This window comes from Burkholderia sp. BCC0398 (genome assembly GCF_902833245.1).
GTDB lineage: Bacteria > Pseudomonadota > Gammaproteobacteria > Burkholderiales > Burkholderiaceae > Burkholderia > Burkholderia sola.
The window spans coordinates 120,326-142,493 of sequence record NZ_CADFEM010000002.1 but is presented as its reverse complement, the minus strand read 5'-3'; the positions used below and the strand labels follow the sequence as shown (position 1 = coordinate 142,493).

The following is a 22,168-nucleotide window of genomic DNA, read 5'->3' as shown; positions in this document are numbered from 1 at the left end:
GATCGCCGCGATTGCCCTGTCGCGCTGAAGTATCGGCTACCTGAATACGCTGGATTTCGTCAGGACTGCGGCACGTCATTTGTGCCGCGGCCCGAACGGCCGCTGCTGCACATCGGCGCCGTGCGCGACGATCGCCATGCCCTCCGGCACTTCCTCCCACGCGCCGCGCAGGTCGACGAGCGGCTCCGACACGACCATGAACGCATCGTCGCCGGCTTCCGCGATGCGCGGGTTATGCGGATACAGCGCGTGCAGGTGCTTGAACGACGTGCTGTGGAACAGCGAGCGCGATTGCCGTTCGCTCGAATAGCGCGCCGCGACGATCCGTTCGCCGTCGGTCGCGCAGATCGTCATGTTGAGCGGATCGGCGACGCGATGCCGCGCGGCGGTTTCCTCCACCACGCCGACCATCCGTTCGAGCGCCGGCAGCGGCGCCTGCTCGAGACCGTACGTCAGCGCGAGGCGGAACATCAGTTCGGAGTCGGTCGAGCCTTCGAGCGTCGGGAACAGCGCGGGATCGACCTTCATCGTCAGGTCGCGGCGCAGCTTGTGGAAGTCGCGGATCAGCCCGTTGTGCGCGAACAGCCAGCGGCCGTGGCGGAACGGATGGCAGTTGGTTTCCTGCACGGGCGTGTCGGTCGCCGCGCGAATGTGCGCGATGAACATCGGCGAGCGGATCGCACGCGCGGCCTCGCGCAGGTTGCGGTCGTTCCAGGCGGGATGCACGGAGCGATAGCGGAACGGAAGTTCGTCGGGATGCCCGTACCAGCCGATGCCGAAGCCGTCGCCGTTGGTGGTCGTCGCGCCCAGCTCCGAATGCAGGCTCTGGTCGATCAGCGAATGCTTCGCGCGGAACAGCACGGTTTCCAGATGGATCGGATTACCCGTATAAGCGAGCCAGCGGCACATGGAGCGCTCCTTCACGATGTATCGTTCGCGCATGGTAGCCGACTCCGCGACGCTTACGCGTCCACGCGAGTCGCCACATTCGTCACACATGGCAGGCCCGTACGCGCGATGCGCAATCGCCCAGCCGGCGGCCGGGCGCCACGCAGCGCAACGCAACAATGAATGGGGTGCGGCACGACGATCGTGCCGCACCGCGCCGGCTCAGTCGCCGAGCGCGTCCATCACGCGCGCCGAATAGACGAGCGCCGCGCCCGCATTCAACGCGATCGCGACGCCGAGCGCTTCCGCCACTTCCTCCTTGGTCGCGCCATGCTTGGCCGCTTCGGCCGTATGCACGGCGATACAGCCGTCGCAGCGCGTCGTGACGGCCACCGCGAGCGCGATCAGCTCGCGCGTTTTCGCGTCGAGATGGCCCGTCTTGGCGCCGGCGCCGGCCAGCGCCTGGTAGCCGGCCAGCGTATCGGGCGACAGCTTGGCGATGTCGCCGATACGCGTCGAGAGTTCCTTCCGGTATTCGTTCCAGTTCAGCATGATGCGTCCTTGTCGAGAAGAGTGAGGAGGGCGGCGGGCGCCGCGATCTCGGGCGATGCAACGCTATTCTGATCGCTGTCGAGGAGAGTGTGGATACGTCAGGGTGTCAATTTTCAGCGCAATCGTCTCACGGATGCATTGCATCAACCGCGGCTCGCGCTTGCGGCGAATGTGCGGCGGGGCCGTCGTGACGCGCGCCAAAGCTGCTACCATGCGCAAAACGCAGGTCAATGACAACGATTTCGAACAACAAGAAAGAGAGGGCAACGCAATGAACCAGACCACCATCCAGCAGCCGTCGTTCGCGTTCGTGGCCGCATCGTGGGCCGCGCTGATCGCCGGTTTCGCGGCCTTCCTGATCGGGCTCTGGAACGCCGGCATGCAGCTCAACGAGAAGGGTTACTACTTCACCGTGCTGGTGTTCGGCCTCTATGCGGCGATCTCGCTGCAGAAGAGCGTGCGCGACCGCGCCGAAGGCATTCCCGTCACCGGCATCTACTACGGTCTCAGCTGGATCGCGCTGCTGCTGTCGATCGCGCTCCTGATCGTCGGTCTCTTCAACGCGACGCTGCAATTGAGCGAAAAGGGCTTTTACGCGATGTCGTTCGTGCTCGCGCTGTTCGGCTCGGTGGCCGTGCAGAAGAACACGCGCGACTTGCAGAACGCGAAGCCGCGCTATACCGACGCCGATTCCGCGCCGTCGATCCAGGAGTGACGGCACGCGCAGCGGGCGCCCGCCGAGGCCGCCCGCTGCGCGACGATGTCCGCGCCGCCCGCATTCGCCGGCGTGCCGCAGACCCGCCGTCCTTTCGTTTTGTCCATGTCGTCGCGCATGACGATGGAGATATTCCGGATGCCGAACCTGACCGACACCGCAGCGCGGACGCACGCGACCGCCCGTTCCGTAGCCGCGCGGGCCGCGCTTGTGCTGGAGACCAACAACCTGCGCGGCGGCGCGGGCCTTGCGCAGGCCGTCGGCAGCCTGAAACGCCTGGTGGCGGCGCTGTCGAAACAGACCGTGCCGCCGGCCGCCCTTGCGCAATGGATCATCACGCACGACGGCCTGCCCGCCGACGCGTGCGCGGAAATCGCCGCGCTGGCCGACCGCCCGATCGACTTCGTCGAGATCGGCGCGAGCACCGGCTACTACGATGCGAAGAACGACGGCTTCGATCGCGTCGATGCCGATCGCTGCGACATCGTCGTATTCGGCGATGCCGATTGCCGGCCGGCCGACGACTGGCTCGAGCACCTGCTCGCGCCGTTCGCGCGCGACGCGGGCGACGCGCCCGTCGCGGTGGCGGGGCGGACCAGCTACGCGCCCAACGTGCTCGGCATCGCGCTGACGTCGATCGATTTCATGTATTTCCCGAGCCCGCTGCGTGATGGCGCGACGCGCAACTTCTACGCGAACAACGTCGCGTTCCGGCGTGACGTGTTCGCGCAGTTCCGCTACGAGCCGCTCGACGGCGTCTATCGCGCGCATTGCCAGGTGATGGGGCTGCGGATGCAGGCGGCCGGCGTGGCCGTCGAATTCGCGCCGGCCGCGCATACCGAGCATCGGCTGCCGGACACGCATCGCGAGTCGCTGAAGCTGCGCTGGATGCGCGGCGAGGACAGCGTCGGGTTGACGCCGTATCTCGTGCACGCGTACCTGCCGCGTCGATGGCAGTGGCTCGGCCGCAGCGGCCCGCTCGGCCCGTTCTGCGTGATGGCGATGCGGCTCGGCTACAGCCTGCGCGCGCTCGATCGCCAGCAGTTGCCGCGACTGGGCGCCGCGCGCTATCTCGCGGCTGCCGGCGTCACGATCGCCGCGTCCGCCGTCGATACGCTCGGCGCGCTCGCGCGCGGTTTCGGGCTCACGGGACGCGCATCGACCCGGCGCGATCTCGATGCGCTGTCCTATCACCGTCATTGAAACGGCGCCGCGCCTCGCGGCCACGACACTTCGACATCCTGATTCTGTTCCGACGACGACCATGCCCTCACTCGCCACTCGCATTGCCTGTCTCGCCCTGCTTGCCGCCAGCGTCGGCGCCAATGCCGCACCGGTCGATCGTGCGGGGCGCGGGATTTATCACTTCATGTCGCGAAGCGGCTGCCCGTTCGCGAATGCGGCCGCGTCGGACTGCAATCGCATCGCGCTCGATGCGCCCGACGGTCACGCGAGCATCGACACCGATGCGCATGCGATCGTCTTCTCGAGCGATGCGAACCGCCGCACGAAGGACGTGTTCGGCGACGTGCTGCTGCAAGGCACGGGCGTCGATGCCGACGGGCGGCGCGTGCCGTTGAGCGTGCACGTTCTGCTGCGTCGCGACGGCCGGAAATGGGACCGCGACGTGTACGTCCATGCGCCCGTGCACGGCTCGTTCACCGATGTGCGGATCGATCCGTATCGTGTGCGCGTGAAGGACGGCGATCGTGAGCGCGACGTGCTCACGCCGGACGAAACGCTTGCGCTGTTCGCGCATCCGTCGCTCGCTTCGCGGCTGGCGCGCCATCTTGTGAAGGTGAGTGCGACCGATCCGAAGCAGCCGCTGGCGGACGACATCACGATCGCGCTCGGTGTCGGCGGCCTGACGAAGGCGGTCGCGCGCGCGAGCTTCACGTCGAACGCGCCGCACGATGCCGACGTCGATCGCGCGCTCGCGTCCGGCACGTGGTCGATCCGCTTCGACGCGCTGAGCAATCGCATTCCGGTGTGGGTCGCACAGCGCGAGCTGTTCCTGTTCGGCCTCGATGGCAGCGCACTCGTGAAGGACGTGCGCGAGCGCGGCTTTCGGAAGAACGACCGGATCGAGTTCGGCGCGCGCGACGGCAGCGGCTATCTGCGCGTGAATGGCCGCGAGGAAGCGTTCGCGGGCGCGGCAGCCTCTGCGCATGCGTTCATGCAGGAAAGCTTCGTCGGCCTGATCCTCGGCTGGCGTCGCGATCCGGCGGCTGCCGCGACGCCATCTTCATCCGCGCGGGGCGAGCCGGCATGACCGCGGCAAGCGAATTGCCGGTGTCGTCGCAGGCCGGGCACGGCGAGCGCTTCGATTGTCTCGATGCGCCCGTGCCACGCGGTACGGCGCGGATGCGCGCGTATCTCGTCGATCGCATCAAGCGGGCGGCGATCCGGCAACTGCATCGCAGCATGCATGGCGAGCGCTGGATGCTGCGCATGTACCTGATCGGCGAAGAAGCGACCGAGTGCGCGCTGCATGAGGACTGGACCGGACAGCCGCCGGACTGGCTCGCGCCGCGCATCGACCAGCATCTCGCGGACGAGCGCCGCCACGCGGCCGCATTTGCCGATGCGTTGCGCCGGCGCGGCGTCGACGTGTCGACCGGCCCGCACGAACCCGACTGGCTGAGCCGGCGCAAGATCGTGCGATGGCGGCGTCTGGCGCAGCGCTACGCGCCGCATTTCGCGCAAGGCGTACTCGTGCCCGCGTATGCGACCGGCCTGTGCGCGGAACAGATGGCAATGCGCGTGCTCGCGCGCCACTGCGCGACGATCGGCGACACGCATCCGCTGTATCCGTTGCTGTCGCGCGTGCTCGCCGACGAGACGCGCCACGTCCGGCTTTGCGCCGATACGCTGCGCCGCCTCGTCGAGCCGTCCGAGGCCGCGTCGCTCGCCGCGTTGCTGGACGAGATCCGCGCGATCGAAGCCGGTTTCGGCGTGACGGGCGCGCTGGCGATGGTCGCGGCCGGCTGGCTCCAGTCGCTTCGTCCGCGCGCATGATGCCGCGCATCGTCTATCTCGCGACCGCCGACGCGCGCGGCCATCTGATGCGCGCGCAACTGCTCGTGCATGCGTTGCGCGCGGCCGGCGCGCAGGTCGACGTGCTGACGACGTCCGACGCCGGGCAGGCATTTCTCGCCGCGTTCGGCATCGACGCGGACGTGTTGTCGCGGCACTACGCGGTGCAGTTCGACGAGCGGCAGAACATGCTGCGCGACGCGACCGATCGCAATGTCGCGCACTACGTGTTCAGGCCGACCCGCATGCTGCGCGACATCGTGCGGCTGCGTGCGATCGTTCGCGATGCGGATCTCGTGGTCAACGACTCGTTTCATCCGGCGCTGCTGTTCATGGGGGCGGTGCCGGGCTGGCGGCGTCGCGTCGTCCACGTGTATGGCGGCAGCCTGCGCCGCGCGTTGACCGCGAATTTCGATGCACGACTGCCGCGCGTGCTGGCGCGCGCTTTCGCGCGGATCGTCGACTGGCAGATCGATGCGGCGCTGGGCCGTATCGAGCACGATTTCGCGTACGGCTTCGCCGACGATGTGCCGCGCTCGCACCGGCATCGCCGGCTGCCGACGCCGGTGCCGATCGTCGCCGAACGGCCGGCGCACGAACGCGTTGCGGCGGCCGTTTATCTGAATCCGCACTTTCGCGACGTCGCGCTCGCCGATGCGTTGTCGGCCGGCATGCGCGACGCGGGGCTCGCCGCCCACCGCGTGGGCGAGGGCTACGCCGGACACGACGGCTGGACCGGCGTCGACGCCGACTGGCCGACGCGCGCCGCGCATGCGCCGTTGATCGTATCGGCGCCCGGCATGGCCGCGTTGTCGATTGCGCGCGTGTATCGCCGTCCGATCCTGCTCGTGCAGACCGATCAGCCCGAACAGGCGAGCAACGCCGCGCGCGCGGCACGGCTGCAACTCGTGCACCGCGTGGTCACATGGCGGGGCGATGCGGCGGCATTCCGGCGCGAGGTCGGGCAGGCGTCGATCGAACTGATGCGCGATCCCGGTACGCCGGCGGGGACGCGAGCGGGCCGCGAGCATGCGCGTGCGCGTGTCGACGCGTGGACATCGCACCTCCTCGCGCTGGGTCCGCATGCGCGAGCGGCCGACGCGGCAACCCGATGCGAGGCACCAGCGCCGCGATGAATACGCGCATGTTTCAGGACGATCGCCGGCCCGATGTCCGGCAGATGCTGGCCGCGACATTCGGCCTGGTCGCGGGCCTCGCGATCTTCTTTCTGCTGGAGCGCGGCGTCACGCCGCGCTACGTGCTGGCCACGGCGATCGATGCGCGGATTCCGTTCATCGCATGGTCGTGGTTCGTCTATGTCGCGTTCTTTCCGTTCGTGATTGCGCTCGCCGCGTACGCGCGACCGTCCGCGTTCGCCGCGTTCAGGGACGCCGTGCTGATCGCGTTCGTGCTCGGCGTGGCCTGCTTCCTGATGTTTCCGGAAGCCGTGCCGCGGCCCGACATCGCCGAGATCGGCAATGCATTCGTGCGTCGGCGTCTGGCGCGCATGTGGGCGCTCGATCTTGCGGCCAACGGCTTCCCGAGCCTGCATGTCGCGGTGACGTGTCTCGCGTGCCGGATGCTGGTGGACCGGCGCCGGATCGTCGCGGCGGCGATCGGGCTGCTGATCTGCGCGTCGACGCTGACGCTCAAGCAGCATACGGTCGCGGACGTGCTGGGCGGGTTCGTGCTCGCGGCGGTCAGTACGCTGTGGGTCGAGCGGCGTTTGCCGCGCAGGAGGCTCGCATGACGGAGGCGCACGTTCACCGCGCCGGACCGAACGTCGGGCTCGCCCGGTTCGTACCCGATCCGGGGCTGTTTCGCGTGAGCGCGGCGCGTGTCGGCATGGCGCTGGCGGGTGACTGGCTGATGATTGCCGCCGCGTTTGCCGCTGCGATCGCGTTTGCGCATCCGCTGGCCTACGCGTGCGCGGCGATCGTGATCGCGCGCAGCCAGCTCGCGCTCGCGGTCATGATGCACGAAGGGGCGCACGGGTTGCTTGCACGGAACCGGCGCGTCAACGACGTGCTCGGGCAACTGCTCGCGGCCGGCCCGCTATGGCTGTCGCTGCGCACGTATCGGGCGGGCCATCTGAAGCACCATCGCGCGCCGATGCAAGCGGACGACCCCGTCGCGCTGCTGTTCGGCGTGCACGACTATCCGGCGACGCGCGGGCGATTGATCGTCCGCCTGCTCGCGTATGCGTGCGGCGTCGGCTACGTGACGAGCGTCGTGAAGCTCGCGCGCGGCGCGTTCGCGCATGCGTTGCCGAAGGTCGAAAAATCGCGTGCGTATGCGGCGTGGGAGATCGCGTCGATGCTGGCCGGCAACGGCGCGCTGTTCGGCGCGCTCGCGCTGGCCGGACATCCGCTGCTGTACGTCGCGTTGTGGATCGTGCCGTCCGTCACCTTGTTGCCGTTCGCCGGGCAGGTGCGCGCGATCTTCGAGCACGCGGGGTTGCCGGCCGGCGCCGATCAAAGCCGCAACGCACGCACGATCGTCCGGCGTTCATGGCAGACGTTCCTGTTCGGCCCGCATGCGATTCATTTCCATATCGAACATCATCTGTTCACGCGGATGCCGTTCCATAACTTGCCGGTCGTGCATCGGCAACTCGCGCAATTGCGGTTGCTGCCCGACGGCAATCTGTATGCCGGATATGGTGCGGTACTGCGGGACGTGAGTGCGCGGTGATCGGTCGGGCTCAGGTTGCGCGCGGCCGAGTGTGTGACGAGCATCGTCGGGAATTCTGCTCGAACGGTGCGGCGACAGACGCAAAAAAGCCTCCGCGAGGGAGGCTTTTTTACACTATCAAAGATAGTTGGTAGGGTGGGAGGGACTCGAACCCTCGACTCTCTGATTAAAAGTCAGATACTCTAACCAACTGAGTTACCACCCCACGTTCTTGAAACCTGTCGGTTCGTTGCTTCAACAACCTGGGCAACGACCTAAAGAGCAAAAGATTATAGCGACGGGTTACAGGGCTGTCAACAACCCGTCACGATAATTATTTGATGGTTTCGAGCTTGCCCTGCGCCGTCTGCGCCGCGTTCGAGCCGGCGTACTGCGACACGACCTGCTCGAACGTCTTCTTCGCGGCCGCCTTCTGGCCTTGTTCGAGCTGGTTCGTGCCGATCGCCACGAGGGCGTCGGCCGCGCGCGGGTGTTGCGGGAACTTGCTGACGATCCCTTGCCACGTCGCGGTCGAACCACGGTAGTCGCGCAGCGCGTATTGCGCGTTGCCGTACCAGTACTGCGCGGTCGGCTGATAGGGGCTCTGCGGATACTTCGCGATGAACGCGCGGAACGAAGCCGCCGCCGCCTTGAAGTTGCCGTTGCGGAACTGCTGCTGCGCCGCGCTGAGCGCATCCGTTTCACCCGGCTGCACGGTGCCTTCGACACCGTCGATCGTCGCCTGCTGCGGCTCGAACTTCTTGAGCCGCGTGTCGAGATCCTGGTAGTACTCCTTCTGCTGCCGCTCGAGCGTCGTCAGCCGGTTCGTCAGATCCTCGTTCTCGCCGCGCAGCGTCGCGACCTGCTGGTTCAGCTGGTCGATACGGCCGGATTGATCGAGGATCGTACGCTGGGCGGCCGACAACTGGCTCGACAGGTTGTCGCTCTTGCTGCGCAGATCGAGCACGGCACGGCGTGCTTCGTTGTCGTCGAACATGCCGGCGTGCGCCGGCGCGGCCGACCACGCCGCGCCCGCGACGCAGAATGCTGCGGCAACGCGCAGCCAGGTTGAACGGTGCGTCATACGGCGATTCTTCCGTTACTTACTGTTGGTAGACGAGGTCGGCGCGACGGTTCTGCGCCCACGATGCTTCGTCGTGACCCGTTGCCTGCGGCTTTTCCTTGCCGAGGCTCACGGCTTCCATTTGCGAGTCGTTCACGCCGAGCAGGGCCATCGCACGGCGGACGGCTTCCGCACGCTTCTGGCCCAGCGCGAGGTTGTACTCGCTCGTGCCGCGTTCGTCGGTGTTGCCCTGGATCAGCACGTGGCGCTGCGGGTGGCTCTTCAGGTACTGCGCGTGCTGCTGCATCAGCGGCTGGTACTCATCCTTCACCGAATAGCTGTCGAAGTCGAAGTAGATGCTGCGCTTCGCGAGCGGGCTGTTCGGGTCGTTCAGCGGATCGACGTTCACTTGCGCGACGTTGTCGGCGCTCGGCTGCGTGCCGATTGCGCCCGCGTTGTTCGCCTTGTCGTCGAGCTTCACGCCCGACTTGCACGCTGCAAGCGCGCTGATCATCATCACGGCCAGGGCCAGACGAGCTTTATTCGACATCATGGTTACTCTCCTTGTGGTCATTGCATGAAGGGCCCCCACGACGGCTCGCGAACGGAGCCGCCCTGGACGGACAGGATCTGCGGCGGCGCGCTGCCGTCGGAGGGCACTGCAGCCAGCACGTTGCGGCCACCCGACTGGGTGGCGTACAGAAGGTACTGGCCGTTTGCCGCGAAGCTCGGCGATTCGTCGCGATTGGTATTCGTGATGGCGTTCGCCGCGCCACTCTGCAGATCCTGAACGTACAGCTTGAAGCCCCCACCCGTGCGGGAGATGTAAGCGAGCAGCTTGCCGTCCGGGCTCACGCGCGGGCTCGTGTTGTAGCTGCCGGTGAAGGTCACGCGCTGCGCGGCGCCGGCGCTCTCACCCTGTGCAGGCATCCGGTAGATTTGCGGCGCACCGCCGCGGTCGCTCGTGAAGTAGATCCAGCGGCCGTCCGGCGAGTAGAACGGCTCGGTGTCGATCGAGCTGCTCTGCGTGAGACGGCGCAGGCCGCCGCCGTTCGCGTTGACCGTATAGATTTGCGTATTGCCCGTCAGCGACAGCGCGACGGCGAGCGTGTTGCTGTCCGGCGACCACGCCGGTGCGCTGTTGTTGCCCTTCTGGTCGGAGACCATGTAGCGGCGGCCGGTCGGCAGGTCGTGGATGTAGACGATCGGCTTCTTGCGCTCGAACGACACGTACGCGACCTTCGTGCCGCTCGGCGACCACGCCGGCGAGATGATCGGTTCGGTGCTCGACAGCGCGATGCGCGCGTTCTGGCCGTCCGAATCCGAAATCTGCAACTGGTAGCGGTTGCCGGTCTTGATCACGTACGATAGGCGCGTGGCGAACACGCCGCGCACGCCGAGCAGCTTCTGGTAGATGTAGTCGGCGATCTTGTGGCCGGCCGTGCGCAGCGTGGTGTCGGTGGCCGTCAGCGACAGGCCGCCGAGGCTTTGCTGCTTCACGGTGTCGTACAGGATGAAGTTGACCTTGTACTGGCCGTTCGCGTCGCGGTTCACGCTGCCGGCGACGAACGCATTCGCGCCCTTGGCCTTCCATGCGCCGAGATCGACCGATGCGGTCTCGGGCACGGGCGTGCTGCCGGCGTCGATGTTGGTGAATTTGCCGCTGCGGGCGAGGTCGGCGCGCACGATCGACGTGACCTGCTGCGGCAGGTTCGCCTCGTTCGTGAAATTCGCGGTGGCAATGGGGAACTGGGTCGACCCGACGCCGGTGATCAGCACGTTGACCTGGGCGTTAGCGGCGCTGCCCGCCGTGATCAGACACGAGGCCACGAGTGCCCTGAAACCTAGCTTTGTCATCAAACTCATGCTTCTTGCTTCCCGTATGGCTTGGATCGCTGCGCAACCGCAGAGACAGTAAAAATACCCGATTCGTTCCCGTCCGACAGCGACGCCCGGAGTGTAAGCGCATTTCGTTTCACTCCGCTGCCTTGAAGGTAATCGTAATGTCGGACGGGGTCCGACCGTTAGAATCGGGCGGCAACGGGACCGATGCGTGGATCGCATTGACCACGGCTTGATCCCACCCCGAATTCCCGCTCGAGCGGGAGACCGATGCGCTCAATACGTCACCGGACGGCGTGCACCGAATCTTGACGACGGTGGTCAGGCCTGCCCGTTCGCCGCCCCAAACGATGTTCGGCTTGACGCGGCGGCGCACCTTGTCGGCATAGCCGGGCGTCGCGGCATTGCCGCCGGAGCCCGTGCCGGTGCCGCTTTTCGCGAGGCCGTCGCCACCGCCTTCGCCGGCGCCCGACAGCCCCTGCATCTGCGCGAGGCGCGCGCTGCGCTCGCGGTCCAGCTTCGCGTTCGCCGCCGCATTGGCCTTCGCGCGCGCCGCGGCTTCGGCCTTCGCCTTGGCCTGGGCTTCCGCCTTGGCCTTCGCGGCTGCGTCGGCTTTCGCCTTCGCCGCCTGCTGCGCTTCGAGCTGCGCCTGCTTTTGCTGCTGGAGTTTCTGCTGTTCGAGCTTCTGCTGCTCGGCGAGCTGCTGTTGCTTGAGCTTGTCGGCCTGCTTCTGTTTGTCGCGTTCCGCGGCTTTCTGGGCGGCGAGCGCGGCGGCCTGTTGCGCGGCGAGCTGCGCGCGCCGGGCTTCCTCTTCCTGCTGGGCCTTCAGTTGCTGCGCGCGGCGCTGCTGCTCGAGCTGCGCCGCGCGCGCGGCCGCTTCCTGCTGCCGCTTCTTCTGCTGCAGCGCGATGTCGGCCTGCTCGTCGCGCACCGGCGGAGGGGGCGGAGCGACCTTCGCGGGCGGCGTGGGCGTGACGACGGGCCGCGGCGCGGGGACGTCGGGCACTTCGGTCCACAGCTCGGCCTCGGCGCCGGCCGGCGTACTGTTCTGCCACTGCACGCCGTGATAGAGGAACAGCGCGAGCAGCACGTGCATCAGCGCGGCGAGCGCGAACGCGCGCCACGTCCCGCGCTCCCGGGGAGGCTGGAGCGGGTAGGCGGACCTGCGCGTGGATTGCTGCCGGTTCATTGCGATTTGACGAGGAGGCCGACGCGCTTGACGCCGCGCGCCTTCAGATCGGACATCACGGTCATGACGGCATCGTACTGCACGGTCTTGTCGGCTGCGATCACGACCGGCTGGTCAGGGTGATCGGCCTGCCGGGCCGTGATGAAGCTGTCGAGCTCGGCCTTCGTCATCGTGTCTTCCTGGGTCGCGCCCGAGTCGCCCTTGTACTTGACGCTCATCGTGCGGTCGGCCTTGATGTTGACGACGACGGGCGGCGTCTGCTCCTGCGGCGCGGCATTGCCGACGGTCGGCAGGTTGATGATCGACGGCGCGACGAGCGGTGCGGTGACCATGAAGATCACGAGCAGCACCAGCATCACGTCGATGTACGGCACGACGTTGATGTCGGCCATCGCGCGGCGCGAGCGGCCGCCGCGCATGCTGGATCGAATGGGACTTCCTGCCATGGCGCGCTCCTTACTGGGCCTGACGCTGCAGGATGTTCGAGAACTCTTCGATGAAGGTCTCGAAGCGGATCGCGAGGCGGTCGATGTCGTGCGCGTAGCGGTTGTACGCGACCACCGCCGGAATCGCGGCGAACAGGCCGATCGCGGTGGCGACGAGCGCCTCGGCGATGCCCGGCGCGACATTCGCGAGCGTGGCCTGCTGCACGTTCGCGAGGCCGCGGAACGAATTCATGATCCCCCAGACCGTGCCGAACAGACCGATGTACGGGCTGACCGAGCCGACCGACGCGAGGAACGCGAGATTGGCTTCGAGCACGTCCATTTCACGCTGGAACGACGCGCGCATCGCGCGGCGCGCACCGTCGAGCACGAGGCCCGGATCGCTGAGGCGCTTTTCCTTCGCCTTCAGGAATTCGCGCATCCCGGATTCGAAGATCCGCTCGAGCGCACCGATCGTGTGGCGGTTGTTGGCCGCGCTTTGATACAGCGCCTGCAGGTCGCCGCCCGACCAGAAATCCTTCTCGAAGCGTTCGGTCTGCGCGCGCGCGCGGCGGATCGCGAACCACTTGCGGAAGATGAAGGTCCACGACATCAGCGACAGCAGCAGCAGCAGCCCCATCACGGCCTGGGCCAGCACGCTCGCGTTGAGGACGAGGGAAATGATCGACAGGTCTTGAACAGTATTCATAGAGGTTTGAGTAACGTCCCTTCGGGAGTGCCCGGCAAGGGCGTCCGGTGTGCGTGCGGCGCGGCGCGCCGGCGAGGCCTGACGCCGAACCTTGCTTAGTATCGAATCAGAACGGCAAGTTCATAGGCTGTGTCTAAACGGCGCTCATGCGAGCTTCGTTGACAAACCAGTCTGCCCCGCGTCGATGACGGGCCCGCGTTGCAGCGCGTCGAGCACGGCCGGCGGGATGGCCGCGGGCCGGATGCCGTGACGGTCGACGCAGCCGAGGCGGATCTGCCCGGCCACGAGCAGCGTGTCGCCGCACCAGGCTTCCTGCGTGAATTCCACCGATGCGCGACCGATGCGTCCGGGGCGGCTCGTGATCGTCAGCGTGTCGTCGAGTCGCGCCGGCGCGCGGTAGTCGAGCGACGTGCTGCGCACGATGAAGATCGCATCGGTCTCGTCGGAGAGCCGACGCTGGTCGACGCCGCATGCGCGAAGCCACTCGGTGCGGGCGCGCTCGAAGAACTTCAGGTAGTTGGCATAGAAGACGATGCCGCCTGCATCGGTATCCTCGTAGTACACGCGCACCGGCCAGGTAAAGCCGGACGGCGCTTCCGGGGAGCGGGTAGGCTGAGTCATGGCGCGCATTCTACCGGAAGGCAAAGATGGGATTCGTAACCGATTCGTAACGGAATGTAGTGCGTCGTGGCACACCGCGGGCCGGCCGGAGCCGGGCCCGCGGCTGCGGGCGACGTGTCAGCCGCGATGGACCGTGAGGCCGGCCGGGGCTTGCGCGACCGGCATCATCTCGATCGTATTGATGTTGACGTGCGCGGGGCGCGTGGCGATCCAGTAGATCGTGTCGGCGATGTCTTCGGCCGTGAGCGGCTGGACGTTCTGATAGACGTTCGCCGCTTTTGCATCGTCGCCGCGGAAGCGGACGTTCGAGAATTCCGTGCCGCCGCACAGCCCCGGCTCGATGTCGGTTACGCGCAACGGCGTGCCGATCAGGTCGGTGCGCAGGTTCAGGCTGAATTGTCTGACGAAAGCCTTGGTCGCGCCGTATACATTCCCGCCCGGATACGGATAGGTGCCGGCCACCGAGCCCAGATTGAAGATATGGCCGCGACCGCGCGCGATCATGCCGGGCAGCAACGCGTGCGTGACGGTCACGAGGCCCGAGCAGTTCGTGTCGATCATGGTCTGCCACTCGTCGAGGCTCGCCTTCTGGGCCGGCTCGACGCCGAGCGCGAGGCCGGCGTTGTTGACGAGCACGTCGAGCGCGGCGAATTCGGCGGGGAGGGCGGCCGGCACGGCTTCGACGGCCGCGCGGTCGCGCACGTCGAGCTCGAACGGCAGCAGCGCGTCGCCGAGTTCGGCCGCGAGCGCGTCGAGACGATCCTTGCGGCGTGCGGTGGCGACGACGCGATGGCCGCCCTTGACGAAGGCGCGGGAGATGGCGGCGCCGAAGCCGGCGGACGCCCCTGTGACGAACACGATCATTGCTGCTCCTGGTCGGTAACGGAATAGCGGGTGGAATCCCGCAAGCCTACTGAGAATGCCGCACCGCGGCAAGACGGCGAAGCGTTCCGGCACGGGCGCGTAGAGTCCGGCCCTCATTGTTTGGAGGCCACTGCCGTGCGGTTGCCTATTCATGACGCATCCAATACACTAATGCGCTCATCACCCCTGCGTGACTGGCGATAGAACCCTTCGGGTTCAAGGTGGAGCATCCCACCGTGAAGCGCGGGGCGCCGTTTTTGCCGTTCGCCTGGGCAGCCGTTGTGCGCCGTCGCGTGCATCGCCGGTGGCTGTCCTGCCTCGCGTCATACGGATTCTTCCGCCACGTCGAGCTGGTCTCGCCAGCAGCGCACCGTACTCGGCCGCTCCGGTCAACCTGTACACACTTAACGGAAACCGTATGTTTGACAGAGCCCAAAGCACCATTGCGAACGTCGATCCCGAAATCTTTGCGGCGATCGAGCAGGAAAACCGCCGCCAGGAAGATCACATCGAACTGATCGCGTCGGAAAACTACACGAGCCCGGCCGTGATGGCCGCACAAGGCTCGCAGCTCACGAACAAGTACGCGGAAGGGTATCCGGGCAAGCGCTACTACGGCGGCTGCGAGTACGTCGACGTGGTCGAGCAGCTGGCGATCGACCGTGTGAAGCAACTGTTCGGCGCGGAAGCCGCGAACGTGCAGCCGAACTCGGGTTCGCAGGCGAACCAGGGCGTGTTCTTCGCGATGCTCAAGCCGGGCGACACGATCATGGGCATGAGCCTCGCGCATGGCGGCCACCTGACGCACGGCTCGCCGGTGAACATGTCGGGCAAGTGGTTCAACGTGGTGAGCTACGGCCTGAACGAAAACGAAGACATCGACTACGAAGCGGCCGAGCAACTCGCGCAGGAACACAAGCCGAAGCTGATCGTCGCGGGCGCGTCGGCGTTCGCGCTGAAGATCGATTTCGAGCGTCTGGCGAAGATCGCGAAGTCGGTCGGCGCATACCTGATGGTCGACATGGCGCACTACGCGGGCCTGATCGCGGCGGGCGTGTATCCGAACCCGGTGCCGCACGCGGATTTCGTGACGACGACGACGCACAAGAGCCTGCGCGGCCCGCGCGGCGGCGTGATCCTGATGAAGGCCGAGTACGAGAAGCCGATCAACTCGGCGATCTTCCCGGGGATCCAGGGCGGCCCGCTGATGCACGTGATCGCGGCGAAGGCCGTGGCGTTCAAGGAAGCGCTGTCGCCCGAGTTCAAGGAATATCAGCAGAAGGTGGTCGAGAATGCACGCGTGCTGGCCGAAACGCTGGTCAAGCGCGGGCTGCGGATCGTGTCGGGCCGCACGGAAAGCCACGTGATGCTGGTCGACCTGCGCGCGAAGCACATCACGGGCAAGGCAGCGGAAGCGGCGCTCGGCGCGGCGCACATCACGGTGAACAAGAACGCGATCCCGAACGACCCGGAAAAGCCGTTCGTGACGAGCGGCGTGCGCCTGGGTTCGCCGGCGATGACGACGCGCGGTTTCGGGCCGGCGGAAGCCGAGCAGGTGGGTAACCTGATTGCCGACGTGCTCGAGAATCCGGAAGACGCAGCGACGATCGAACGCGTGCGCGCGCAGGTCGCCGAGCTGACCAAGCGTTTCCCGGTCTATCGCTGATCGCCGATGCGCTGCCCGTTCTGCCGGCATGACGACACGCAGGTCGTGGACTCGCGCGTGTCCGAAGATGGCGCCGCGATTCGGCGGCGCCGGCGCTGCTCGGCTTGCGACAAGCGTTTCACGACGTACGAGCGGGTCGAGTTGTCCCTGCCGTTCGTCGTGAAGAAGGACGGCAGCCGCACGGAATTCGACCGTCGCAAGATCGTCGCCAGCATGCAACTCGCGCTGCGCAAGCGGCCGGTTGCCGCCGACGCGATCGACGCGGCGGTCGCCCGCATCGAGTATCAACTGCTCGCGACTGGCGAGCGCGAAGTGCGTAGCGAGAAGCTGGGCGAACTCGTGATGAACGAGTTGCGCGGCCTCGATACGATCGCCTATGTGCGCTTCGCATCGGTGTATCGCCAGTTCGAGGACGTTTCCGAATTTGCCGACGTGATCGAAGAGTTCCGTCGCGCCTCTCCCGCCAAGACCCCACGTAAGCGCTGACGCGCTGCGTTCGTTCATCGTCTGCTCCATTGGTTCGATTTGCGCCGATTGTGTCGGTTGCGATCGCATGTCGCCAGTCGGCCGTTCGGCCAATGGCGCACATCCGCACGCGCCGCTACAGTCGTCGCATCACCGTGGCGGAGGACGATTGCGATGGAACCGGGCGCTCAACCCTTTAAGAATGTGGTGCAACGGTCGGGCGGATTCACGCTCGTCGAGCTGATGGTCGCCATGTCGCTGGCAGCGGGGCTCGCGCTCTATGCGGTGCCCACGTTCGACCAGTGGCGCATGCGCGAACGCGTGGATGCCCGTTCGCGCGCGCTGCTCGGTGCGCTGTCGTTTGCGCGTGCCGAGGCAACGCGTCTCGGCGCGCGCGTCACGCTGTGCCGCGCCGGGCGCAACGGCGCCTGTCTGCGTGCCGGTGAGCAATGCGATCCGGCCGAATGGTCGTGCGACTGGATCGTCAGCGGGCAAGTCGACGGGCAGTCGCGTGTGCTGCGACGCTACCCGCGCGATGCCGAAGTGGCCGTCGCGGGCGCCGCGCATGAGCTCGCATTTGCGCCGCCGGTCGGTCAGTCGATCGGCGGCATCCGGCGTTTCGAGGTGCGTCCACGGCGCAGCGTGTCCGGCGCCGACGACGCGCGCGCGTCGCGTTGCGTGCGGATTGCGGCAGGCGGTCGCGCGCGGCTGGTCGCCGGCCGCTGCGACGCGGCGTGATCGCGATGCGCAATGCCATGCGCGGGACGTCGTTGATCGAGGCGACGCTGGCCATCGCGCTGCTCGCCACCGTGATGCTCGCAGTGGCCGGCAGCCAGCTCGCGATGGCGCGTGCGCAGCGCGCGACGATCTGGCGCGAACGCGCGCTGTGGCTGGCCGATGCGCGTATCGAGCGTCTGCATGCTCCCGCGGCGGCCGGCGACGGTCTCGCGGCGCTCGCGGCCGCCTCGTTGCCGGGCGGCGCGATGATGCTCGACGGCGGGCCGGGCGGTGTGCGCTACGCGGTTGTCCGGTGGCGGGGCGGCGATGGACGCGCGTCGGCGCGCTGCGATGGCGCGGGAATGTCGACGCGGCCGCCGTCGTGTGTCCGCATTCCATTTCGCGAGCGGGCGGGCGATGAACGCTGATCGCCGTACGCGTGGCCATACGCTGCTCGAAGTGCTGATCGCGATGACCGTCGGGCTCCTCGTGCTCGCGGCGGCCGGTGCGCTGTACCACGCGCAGCGCATTGCGCAGCGGCGCGCGGAAGACGGGTTCAGGATGCGCGACGCGGCAGCGACCGCGCTGATGCTGATCGGTCAACAGATCCAGATGGCAGGATTCCTGCCGCTCGATGCACAAGCGCCATCGTCGTTGCCGCCGGTGTTCGGGTGTTCGGCGGCGCGCGTGCGGGGTAGCGGCGCACAGGTGCGCTGCGAGCCCGTGCGCCTGTCGTCGGACGCGTTGCTGGTCCGGTATGTCGGCGATGCGGTATCGACGTGGACGACGGTGAACGGCCAGACGTCGGATTGCCTCGGGCAGGGTGTCGGCGAGCCGGGCGAAGCTGCGCCGGTGGAGAATCGCTTCGATGCGCATGTCAGCCCGTCGACGGGCGAGCCCGAACTGTATTGCGAAGGAAGCGGCCGTCCGGGCACGCCGCAGCCTGTCGCGGCGGGAATCGATCAGTTGCGCCTGCGCTATTTGCGTCGCGGCGCCACGCAGTTCGTCGACGCCGATGCGATGCGTGCGGACGACTGGCGCGAGGTCGTGGCCGTGCATGTCTGCGTGCGGGCGCGCGGCGAGCCGATGCGCGAACCGACGCCGCATATCGACTGCGACGGCCGCGCCGCCGTTGCATCGGACGGCCGCGCACGTTTGACGCTCGATCGCATCGTCGCGTTGCGGAACGTCGCGCTCGCACCCGACGCTGCGTTACATGATGCAACCCGAGCAAGCGAGGTGGCGCGATGAGCGGCGCAGCACAGTGCGTGCGGGACGACATCTCGCGATGCATCGAGAGAGGCCACGCGCCCGAGCGCACCGTCGCGAGCGGAGGCGACCCGCAGCAGGCCGCATGCGTCGGCGTTCAGGCGATGACCCCGCGCGAGCCCCATATGCGTTTCCGGCCCGCTCGCCGCGCGTGGCGTCGCGATGCAGGCCTTGCATTGCCCGCGGTGATCGCGGTCGGCGCAGCAGTCGCGGCACTGACCGGCACATGGTTCGACGCCGCATTGACGGAGTCGCGCCGCACCCGTGCGTTGTCGGATCGGCTGATCGCATTCCACGCGGCCGATGCCGCGCTGGCCGCGTGCACCGCGCGATTGTTGCGCAGCTCGGCACCGTACGTGAACGAAAGCGACTCGCATGCGGAGCCCGACGCCTGGCGGCGCATGCCGCCGCTGGCGGCTGCCGAAGCGTTCGCGCCTTTCGCCGAATGGCCGATGGCCGCGCAACCGCCGCGATGCCTGATCGAGGCGTGGCGGCGTCCGTCAGCGCAGGCCGGCGACCGCGCTTACCTTGTCACCGCGCGTGGCGTCGGCGCGCACGCGTCGAGCGCCGTGTGGCTGCAACACCAGGTCGCGATACGCGACGGCCACGTCGTCGTGCTGCGCTGGCGTCGTGTCGCGGCGGTGCTTCGATGAACGGCCGCCTGCCGCTGTGCCGAGCGGCCGGCTTCACGCTGATCGAGCTGATGATCGTGCTCGCGATCGTCGCGGTGCTGGCCGGGTGGGGTATCCCGTCGTATCGCGAGCATGTCGTGCGGGTTCACCGCGCGTCGGCGGTGTCCGCGCTGTACCGTGCGGCCCAATATCTTGAAACGCTGGACGGCGCGCCGCCCGCGGCGTTGCCGGACGCGCTCGCGCAGGCGCCGCCGGACGGGCATGCCGTGTATCGATTGACGCTCGGGCGGCCGGATGGCGACGACTCGCCGGTGAGCTACGAACTGGCGGCGACGCCGCTCGACACCGGGCCGATGCGCGACGATGCATGCGGCACGTTCACGCTGCGCTCGGACGGGACGAAAGGCAATGCAGGAAGCGAAGGTGTCGACGAACCGGGCGCTGTCTGCTGGGGCCTGCGCTGAGTTCGCCAGGAGGGTGCGCAGCGGCGCATGGCCGCGCGCGGGATGCCGACGGTCAGTCGTCGCGTGGGTCGAGCCCGCGCTCGTCGCGGGACTGCTTCCAGATCCGGTAGACCTCCCATGCGGCGAAGCCGAGCGTGCCCCACTTCAACGCGGGGCCCGTGCTCGCGCGCAGCAGCGAGCGAACGGGTTTCGCCAGCACGAGCGATGCGAGCGAACTCAGCATCGGATACTGGTTGACGAGCTGGCCGAGGCTTGCGTTCAGGTTCTTGGCCGACTGGCCGAACCTGCTGGTCGACAACCCGGGGATGAACACCTTGAGCCAGCTGAAGCGCGTGACGGCGTGGCGCATTTCGGCGGCGGCCTCCGCAAATTCGAGCCGCTCGACTTCGGATCGCAGGATCAGCAATTCCTTGCGGAGCGCGCGGTGCTGCGACGCGCTCCAGTTCGATCGCGACGAATGGGAGCGGGAGGGATTGCCCGTGATGTTCTGGCTCATGGCGCGTCGGCGAAGTAGGTGGAAGGGACGAGCGCGAGGGCGCTCACGGCTTGCCGCGGAACAGGTCGCGGTCTTTCTCGAGCTCGGCGAGCGTCGCCTCGAATACGGTCGGCGCGTCGCGCAGGCCCGAGCGCGCCTTCAGCGCGCATGCGATGCCGCCAATGGCATACAGCGCGGTGATCGCGGCGAGCGCCTGCCAGCGGTAGGTATCCCAGAACGCGATCGCGATCAACACGGTCAGGCTGATGAGCGCCATCGTCGCGAGCATCATCGCGGCGAGGCCGAGGAACAGCACGCCCATCAGGCGCTCCTTCTCCTCGGCAAGCTCGATGCCCACCAGTTCGAGGCGCGTCTGCAGAAGGCCGATCGCGGAGCCGACGAGGCGGCGCAGCGGTCCTTGACCGGACGGCTGCGAGGAGGTGTCTGTCGTCATGGATGAGAGGCTTGCGCGTGCACTAAGCAGCTAGGACCAAGCCGGCCGGCGCAGGCCGGCTGGCTTCGACGCCCGCGGGCCGCGCGACGCGGCCCGCGGGACGAAACGGCGCAGAGCGCGTTACTTGCGGTTGATCAGCAAGCCGATCAGCACGCCGACGCCGGCGGCCACGCCGATCGACGTCCACGGATGCTCGTGCACGTAGTCGTCGGTCGCGCGCGCGGCCTTCTTGCCTTTCTCGACCACCACGACCTGGACGTCGGCAGCCTTTTCCTTGGCCTGCTTCAGGCGAGACATGGCCTTCTCGCGCAGCTCGGCCGCACGGTCGCCCGTGCTGCTCGCTGCTTGCTTGAGCAGGTCTTCGGCGTCCGAGAGAACGGTTTTGATATCCGACATCAGTTTCTCCTTGTTGATTTCCGACATTGCAACTCCCTTCGTGCTGTCATGCTGCAGGTTCACATCGTAGCGAAACCCCTGCCTGCTGGCGAGCCGGGAAGACACACGGCGGCCGCGCAAGACTGCATGGTAAACGACTTGTAATCATGAACAGAGCGACAAAGGATTGAAAAGTTTCCCTTGCCGCCCACCGTCCTGCCACGACGCCGGGTAAAAATGACAAAAAAGTATGAATATCAAACGGAATATTCGTTCGCACGACCCATGGCTTCCCGTAAGCTGATGGACTGCCCCGCGCTGTCCGGCGCGCGGTTTCAACCAGCATCGTTCGAGGAGGGAACATCATGAGTCTGCGTCTTGGTGACATCGCACCGGATTTCGAGCAGGAATCGAGCCTGGGCACCATCAAGTTTCACGAGTGGCTCGGCAACAGCTGGGGCGTGCTGTTCTCCCATCCGGCCGACTACACGCCGGTGTGCACGACCGAACTCGGGCTGACCTCGAAGCTGAAGGGCGAATTCGAGAAACGCAACGTGAAGGTGATCGCGCTGTCGGTCGACGGCGTCGAATCGCACAAGGGCTGGATCAACGACATCAACGAAACGCAGTCGACGGTCGTGGGCTTCCCGATCATCGCCGACGCGGACCGCAAGGTGTCGCAGCTGTACGACATGATTCACCCGAACGCGAACGAAACGCTGACGGTGCGTTCGCTGTTCGTGATCGACCCGAACAAGAAGGTGCGGCTCACGATCACCTATCCGGCCAGCACGGGGCGCAACTTCGACGAAGTGCTGCGCGTGATCGATTCGCTGCAACTGACCGACAATTACAAGGTCGCGACGCCCGGCAACTGGAAGGATGGCGATGACGTCGTGATCGTGCCGTCGCTGCAGGATCCTGAAGAGCTGAAGAAACGCTTCCCGAAGGGCTTCAACGCGGTGCGTCCGTATCTGCGCCTGACGCCGCAGCCGAACAAGTAAGCATCGGCGGCCCGGAGCCGCGGCTCCGATGACATAAGGCCCGCCCGGCAGCGATGCCGGGCGGGCCTTT

At 67.1% G+C, this 22,168-nt stretch carries 28 protein-coding genes, 1 tRNA gene and 1 riboswitch; of the genes, 15 read left to right on the top strand and 14 right to left on the bottom strand.

Annotated elements, in window-relative coordinates; translation table 11 throughout:
- Positions 1-75: 75 nt before the first annotated feature.
- Positions 76-909 carry a class II glutamine amidotransferase gene (locus tag HWX76_RS04525; protein ID WP_050011751.1) on the bottom strand — a complete coding sequence of 278 codons (834 nt, stop codon included), beginning with the start codon at positions 907-909 and terminating at the stop codon, positions 76-78.
- A gap of 201 nt (positions 910-1,110) precedes the next feature.
- On the bottom strand, positions 1,111-1,440 hold the full coding sequence (locus HWX76_RS04520; RefSeq protein WP_027788276.1) for a carboxymuconolactone decarboxylase family protein: 330 nt from the start codon (positions 1,438-1,440) through the stop codon (positions 1,111-1,113).
- Between the two features lie 271 nt (positions 1,441-1,711).
- Between HWX76_RS04520 and yiaA the strand changes: the two genes are divergently transcribed.
- The 7 genes from yiaA (at position 1,712) to HWX76_RS04485 (ending at position 7,885) form a co-directional block, all read left to right on the top strand.
- A complete protein-coding gene (yiaA, locus tag HWX76_RS04515) occupies positions 1,712-2,155 on the top strand; it encodes an inner membrane protein YiaA (RefSeq protein ID WP_050011812.1) in 444 nt (147 codons plus the stop codon).
- 138 nt (positions 2,156-2,293) lie between these two features.
- On the top strand, positions 2,294-3,358 hold the full coding sequence (locus tag HWX76_RS04510; protein WP_089488622.1) for a glycosyltransferase family 2 protein: 1,065 nt from the start codon (positions 2,294-2,296) through the stop codon (positions 3,356-3,358).
- Positions 3,359-3,419: 61 nt separating this feature from the next.
- Positions 3,420-4,427, top strand: coding sequence for a hypothetical protein (locus tag HWX76_RS04505; protein ID WP_176015557.1), 1,008 nt, complete (start codon positions 3,420-3,422; stop codon positions 4,425-4,427).
- Positions 4,424-5,173 carry a hypothetical protein gene (locus HWX76_RS04500; protein ID WP_050011749.1) on the top strand — a complete coding sequence of 250 codons (750 nt, stop codon included), beginning with the start codon at positions 4,424-4,426 and terminating at the stop codon, positions 5,171-5,173. The genes HWX76_RS04505 and HWX76_RS04500 overlap by 4 nt, the downstream gene beginning before the upstream one ends.
- The gene (locus HWX76_RS04495; RefSeq protein WP_176015556.1) at positions 5,170-6,327 is read left to right on the top strand and encodes a hypothetical protein; all 1,158 of its coding nucleotides are present in this window, start codon (positions 5,170-5,172) and stop codon (positions 6,325-6,327) included. Before HWX76_RS04500 ends, HWX76_RS04495 begins: the two co-directional genes overlap by 4 nt.
- Before the next feature lie 8 nt (positions 6,328-6,335).
- The gene (locus HWX76_RS04490) at positions 6,336-6,941 is read left to right on the top strand and encodes a phosphatase PAP2 family protein (RefSeq protein ID WP_235356142.1); all 606 of its coding nucleotides are present in this window, start codon (positions 6,336-6,338) and stop codon (positions 6,939-6,941) included.
- A complete protein-coding gene (locus tag HWX76_RS04485) occupies positions 6,938-7,885 on the top strand; it encodes a fatty acid desaturase family protein (RefSeq protein ID WP_050011746.1) in 948 nt (315 codons plus the stop codon). The genes HWX76_RS04490 and HWX76_RS04485 overlap by 4 nt, the downstream gene beginning before the upstream one ends.
- Positions 7,886-8,013: 128 nt before the next feature.
- Here HWX76_RS04485 and HWX76_RS04480 read toward each other — a convergent pair.
- The 9 genes from HWX76_RS04480 to HWX76_RS04440 form a co-directional block, all read right to left on the bottom strand.
- Positions 8,014-8,090: transfer RNA gene (locus tag HWX76_RS04480), tRNA-Lys, on the bottom strand.
- 108 nt (positions 8,091-8,198) lie between these two features.
- Entirely contained in the window at positions 8,199-8,948 is a 750-nt protein-coding gene (gene ybgF, locus HWX76_RS04475) for a tol-pal system protein YbgF (RefSeq protein ID WP_006484965.1), read from the bottom strand.
- Positions 8,949-8,967: 19 nt separating this feature from the next.
- Positions 8,968-9,480, bottom strand: coding sequence for a peptidoglycan-associated lipoprotein Pal (gene pal, locus HWX76_RS04470; protein ID WP_050011745.1), 513 nt, complete (start codon positions 9,478-9,480; stop codon positions 8,968-8,970).
- Between the two features lie 17 nt (positions 9,481-9,497).
- The gene (gene tolB / locus HWX76_RS04465) at positions 9,498-10,793 is read right to left on the bottom strand and encodes a Tol-Pal system beta propeller repeat protein TolB (RefSeq protein ID WP_050011744.1); all 1,296 of its coding nucleotides are present in this window, start codon (positions 10,791-10,793) and stop codon (positions 9,498-9,500) included.
- Between the two features lie 109 nt (positions 10,794-10,902).
- A complete protein-coding gene (tolA, locus tag HWX76_RS04460; protein WP_050011743.1) occupies positions 10,903-11,958 on the bottom strand; it encodes a cell envelope integrity protein TolA in 1,056 nt (351 codons plus the stop codon).
- Positions 11,955-12,404 carry a protein TolR gene (gene tolR, locus HWX76_RS04455; RefSeq protein ID WP_050011742.1) on the bottom strand — a complete coding sequence of 150 codons (450 nt, stop codon included), beginning with the start codon at positions 12,402-12,404 and terminating at the stop codon, positions 11,955-11,957. The genes tolA and tolR overlap by 4 nt, the downstream gene beginning before the upstream one ends.
- Before the next feature lie 10 nt (positions 12,405-12,414).
- A complete protein-coding gene (gene tolQ, locus HWX76_RS04450) occupies positions 12,415-13,092 on the bottom strand; it encodes a protein TolQ (protein ID WP_006476795.1) in 678 nt (225 codons plus the stop codon).
- 144 nt (positions 13,093-13,236) lie between these two features.
- Positions 13,237-13,722: a tol-pal system-associated acyl-CoA thioesterase gene (gene ybgC / locus HWX76_RS04445; protein ID WP_050011741.1), complete on the bottom strand. Its 486-nt coding sequence runs from the start codon at positions 13,720-13,722 to the stop codon at positions 13,237-13,239.
- 108 nt (positions 13,723-13,830) lie between these two features.
- Positions 13,831-14,577 carry an SDR family NAD(P)-dependent oxidoreductase gene (locus tag HWX76_RS04440; RefSeq protein WP_050011740.1) on the bottom strand — a complete coding sequence of 249 codons (747 nt, stop codon included), beginning with the start codon at positions 14,575-14,577 and terminating at the stop codon, positions 13,831-13,833.
- A 180-nt stretch (positions 14,578-14,757) separates the two neighbouring features.
- A riboswitch (ZMP/ZTP riboswitch) is annotated at positions 14,758-14,858 on the top strand.
- A gap of 137 nt (positions 14,859-14,995) precedes the next feature.
- Here HWX76_RS04440 and glyA point away from each other — a divergent pair.
- From glyA to HWX76_RS04405, 7 genes are all read left to right on the top strand, one after another.
- Positions 14,996-16,243, top strand: a complete 1,248-nt coding sequence (gene glyA / locus HWX76_RS04435) for a serine hydroxymethyltransferase (protein WP_050011739.1) — start codon at positions 14,996-14,998, stop codon at positions 16,241-16,243.
- Between the two features lie 6 nt (positions 16,244-16,249).
- Complete coding sequence (gene nrdR, locus HWX76_RS04430; RefSeq protein WP_050011738.1) at positions 16,250-16,729, top strand: transcriptional regulator NrdR; 480 nt, start codon at positions 16,250-16,252, stop codon at positions 16,727-16,729.
- 153 nt (positions 16,730-16,882) lie between these two features.
- Positions 16,883-17,446: a GspH/FimT family pseudopilin gene (locus HWX76_RS04425; RefSeq protein WP_050011737.1), complete on the top strand. Its 564-nt coding sequence runs from the start codon at positions 16,883-16,885 to the stop codon at positions 17,444-17,446.
- Positions 17,447-17,451: 5 nt separating this feature from the next.
- Entirely contained in the window at positions 17,452-17,853 is a 402-nt protein-coding gene (locus HWX76_RS04420; RefSeq protein ID WP_080334150.1) for a hypothetical protein, read from the top strand.
- On the top strand, positions 17,843-18,676 hold the full coding sequence (locus tag HWX76_RS04415) for a PilW family protein (RefSeq protein ID WP_089488189.1): 834 nt from the start codon (positions 17,843-17,845) through the stop codon (positions 18,674-18,676). Before HWX76_RS04420 ends, HWX76_RS04415 begins: the two co-directional genes overlap by 11 nt.
- A gap of 143 nt (positions 18,677-18,819) precedes the next feature.
- Complete coding sequence (locus HWX76_RS04410) at positions 18,820-19,347, top strand: pilus assembly protein (RefSeq protein ID WP_176015610.1); 528 nt, start codon at positions 18,820-18,822, stop codon at positions 19,345-19,347.
- A complete protein-coding gene (locus HWX76_RS04405; RefSeq protein ID WP_124593900.1) occupies positions 19,344-19,790 on the top strand; it encodes a type IV pilin protein in 447 nt (148 codons plus the stop codon). The genes HWX76_RS04410 and HWX76_RS04405 overlap by 4 nt, the downstream gene beginning before the upstream one ends.
- A 52-nt stretch (positions 19,791-19,842) precedes the next feature.
- On the opposite strand, the gene HWX76_RS04400 is transcribed toward HWX76_RS04405, so the two are convergent.
- From HWX76_RS04400 to HWX76_RS04390, 3 genes are all read right to left on the bottom strand, one after another.
- Complete coding sequence (locus HWX76_RS04400) at positions 19,843-20,286, bottom strand: DUF3318 domain-containing protein (RefSeq protein ID WP_050011733.1); 444 nt, start codon at positions 20,284-20,286, stop codon at positions 19,843-19,845.
- A 43-nt stretch (positions 20,287-20,329) separates the two neighbouring features.
- Entirely contained in the window at positions 20,330-20,719 is a 390-nt protein-coding gene (locus tag HWX76_RS04395) for a phage holin family protein (RefSeq protein ID WP_050011732.1), read from the bottom strand.
- A gap of 120 nt (positions 20,720-20,839) precedes the next feature.
- Entirely contained in the window at positions 20,840-21,142 is a 303-nt protein-coding gene (locus tag HWX76_RS04390; protein ID WP_006494044.1) for a YqjD family protein, read from the bottom strand.
- 317 nt (positions 21,143-21,459) lie between these two features.
- On the opposite strand from HWX76_RS04390, the gene HWX76_RS04385 reads away from it, so the two are divergent.
- Positions 21,460-22,098, top strand: coding sequence for a peroxiredoxin (locus tag HWX76_RS04385; RefSeq protein ID WP_006476788.1), 639 nt, complete (start codon positions 21,460-21,462; stop codon positions 22,096-22,098).
- Positions 22,099-22,168 lie beyond the last annotated feature (70 nt).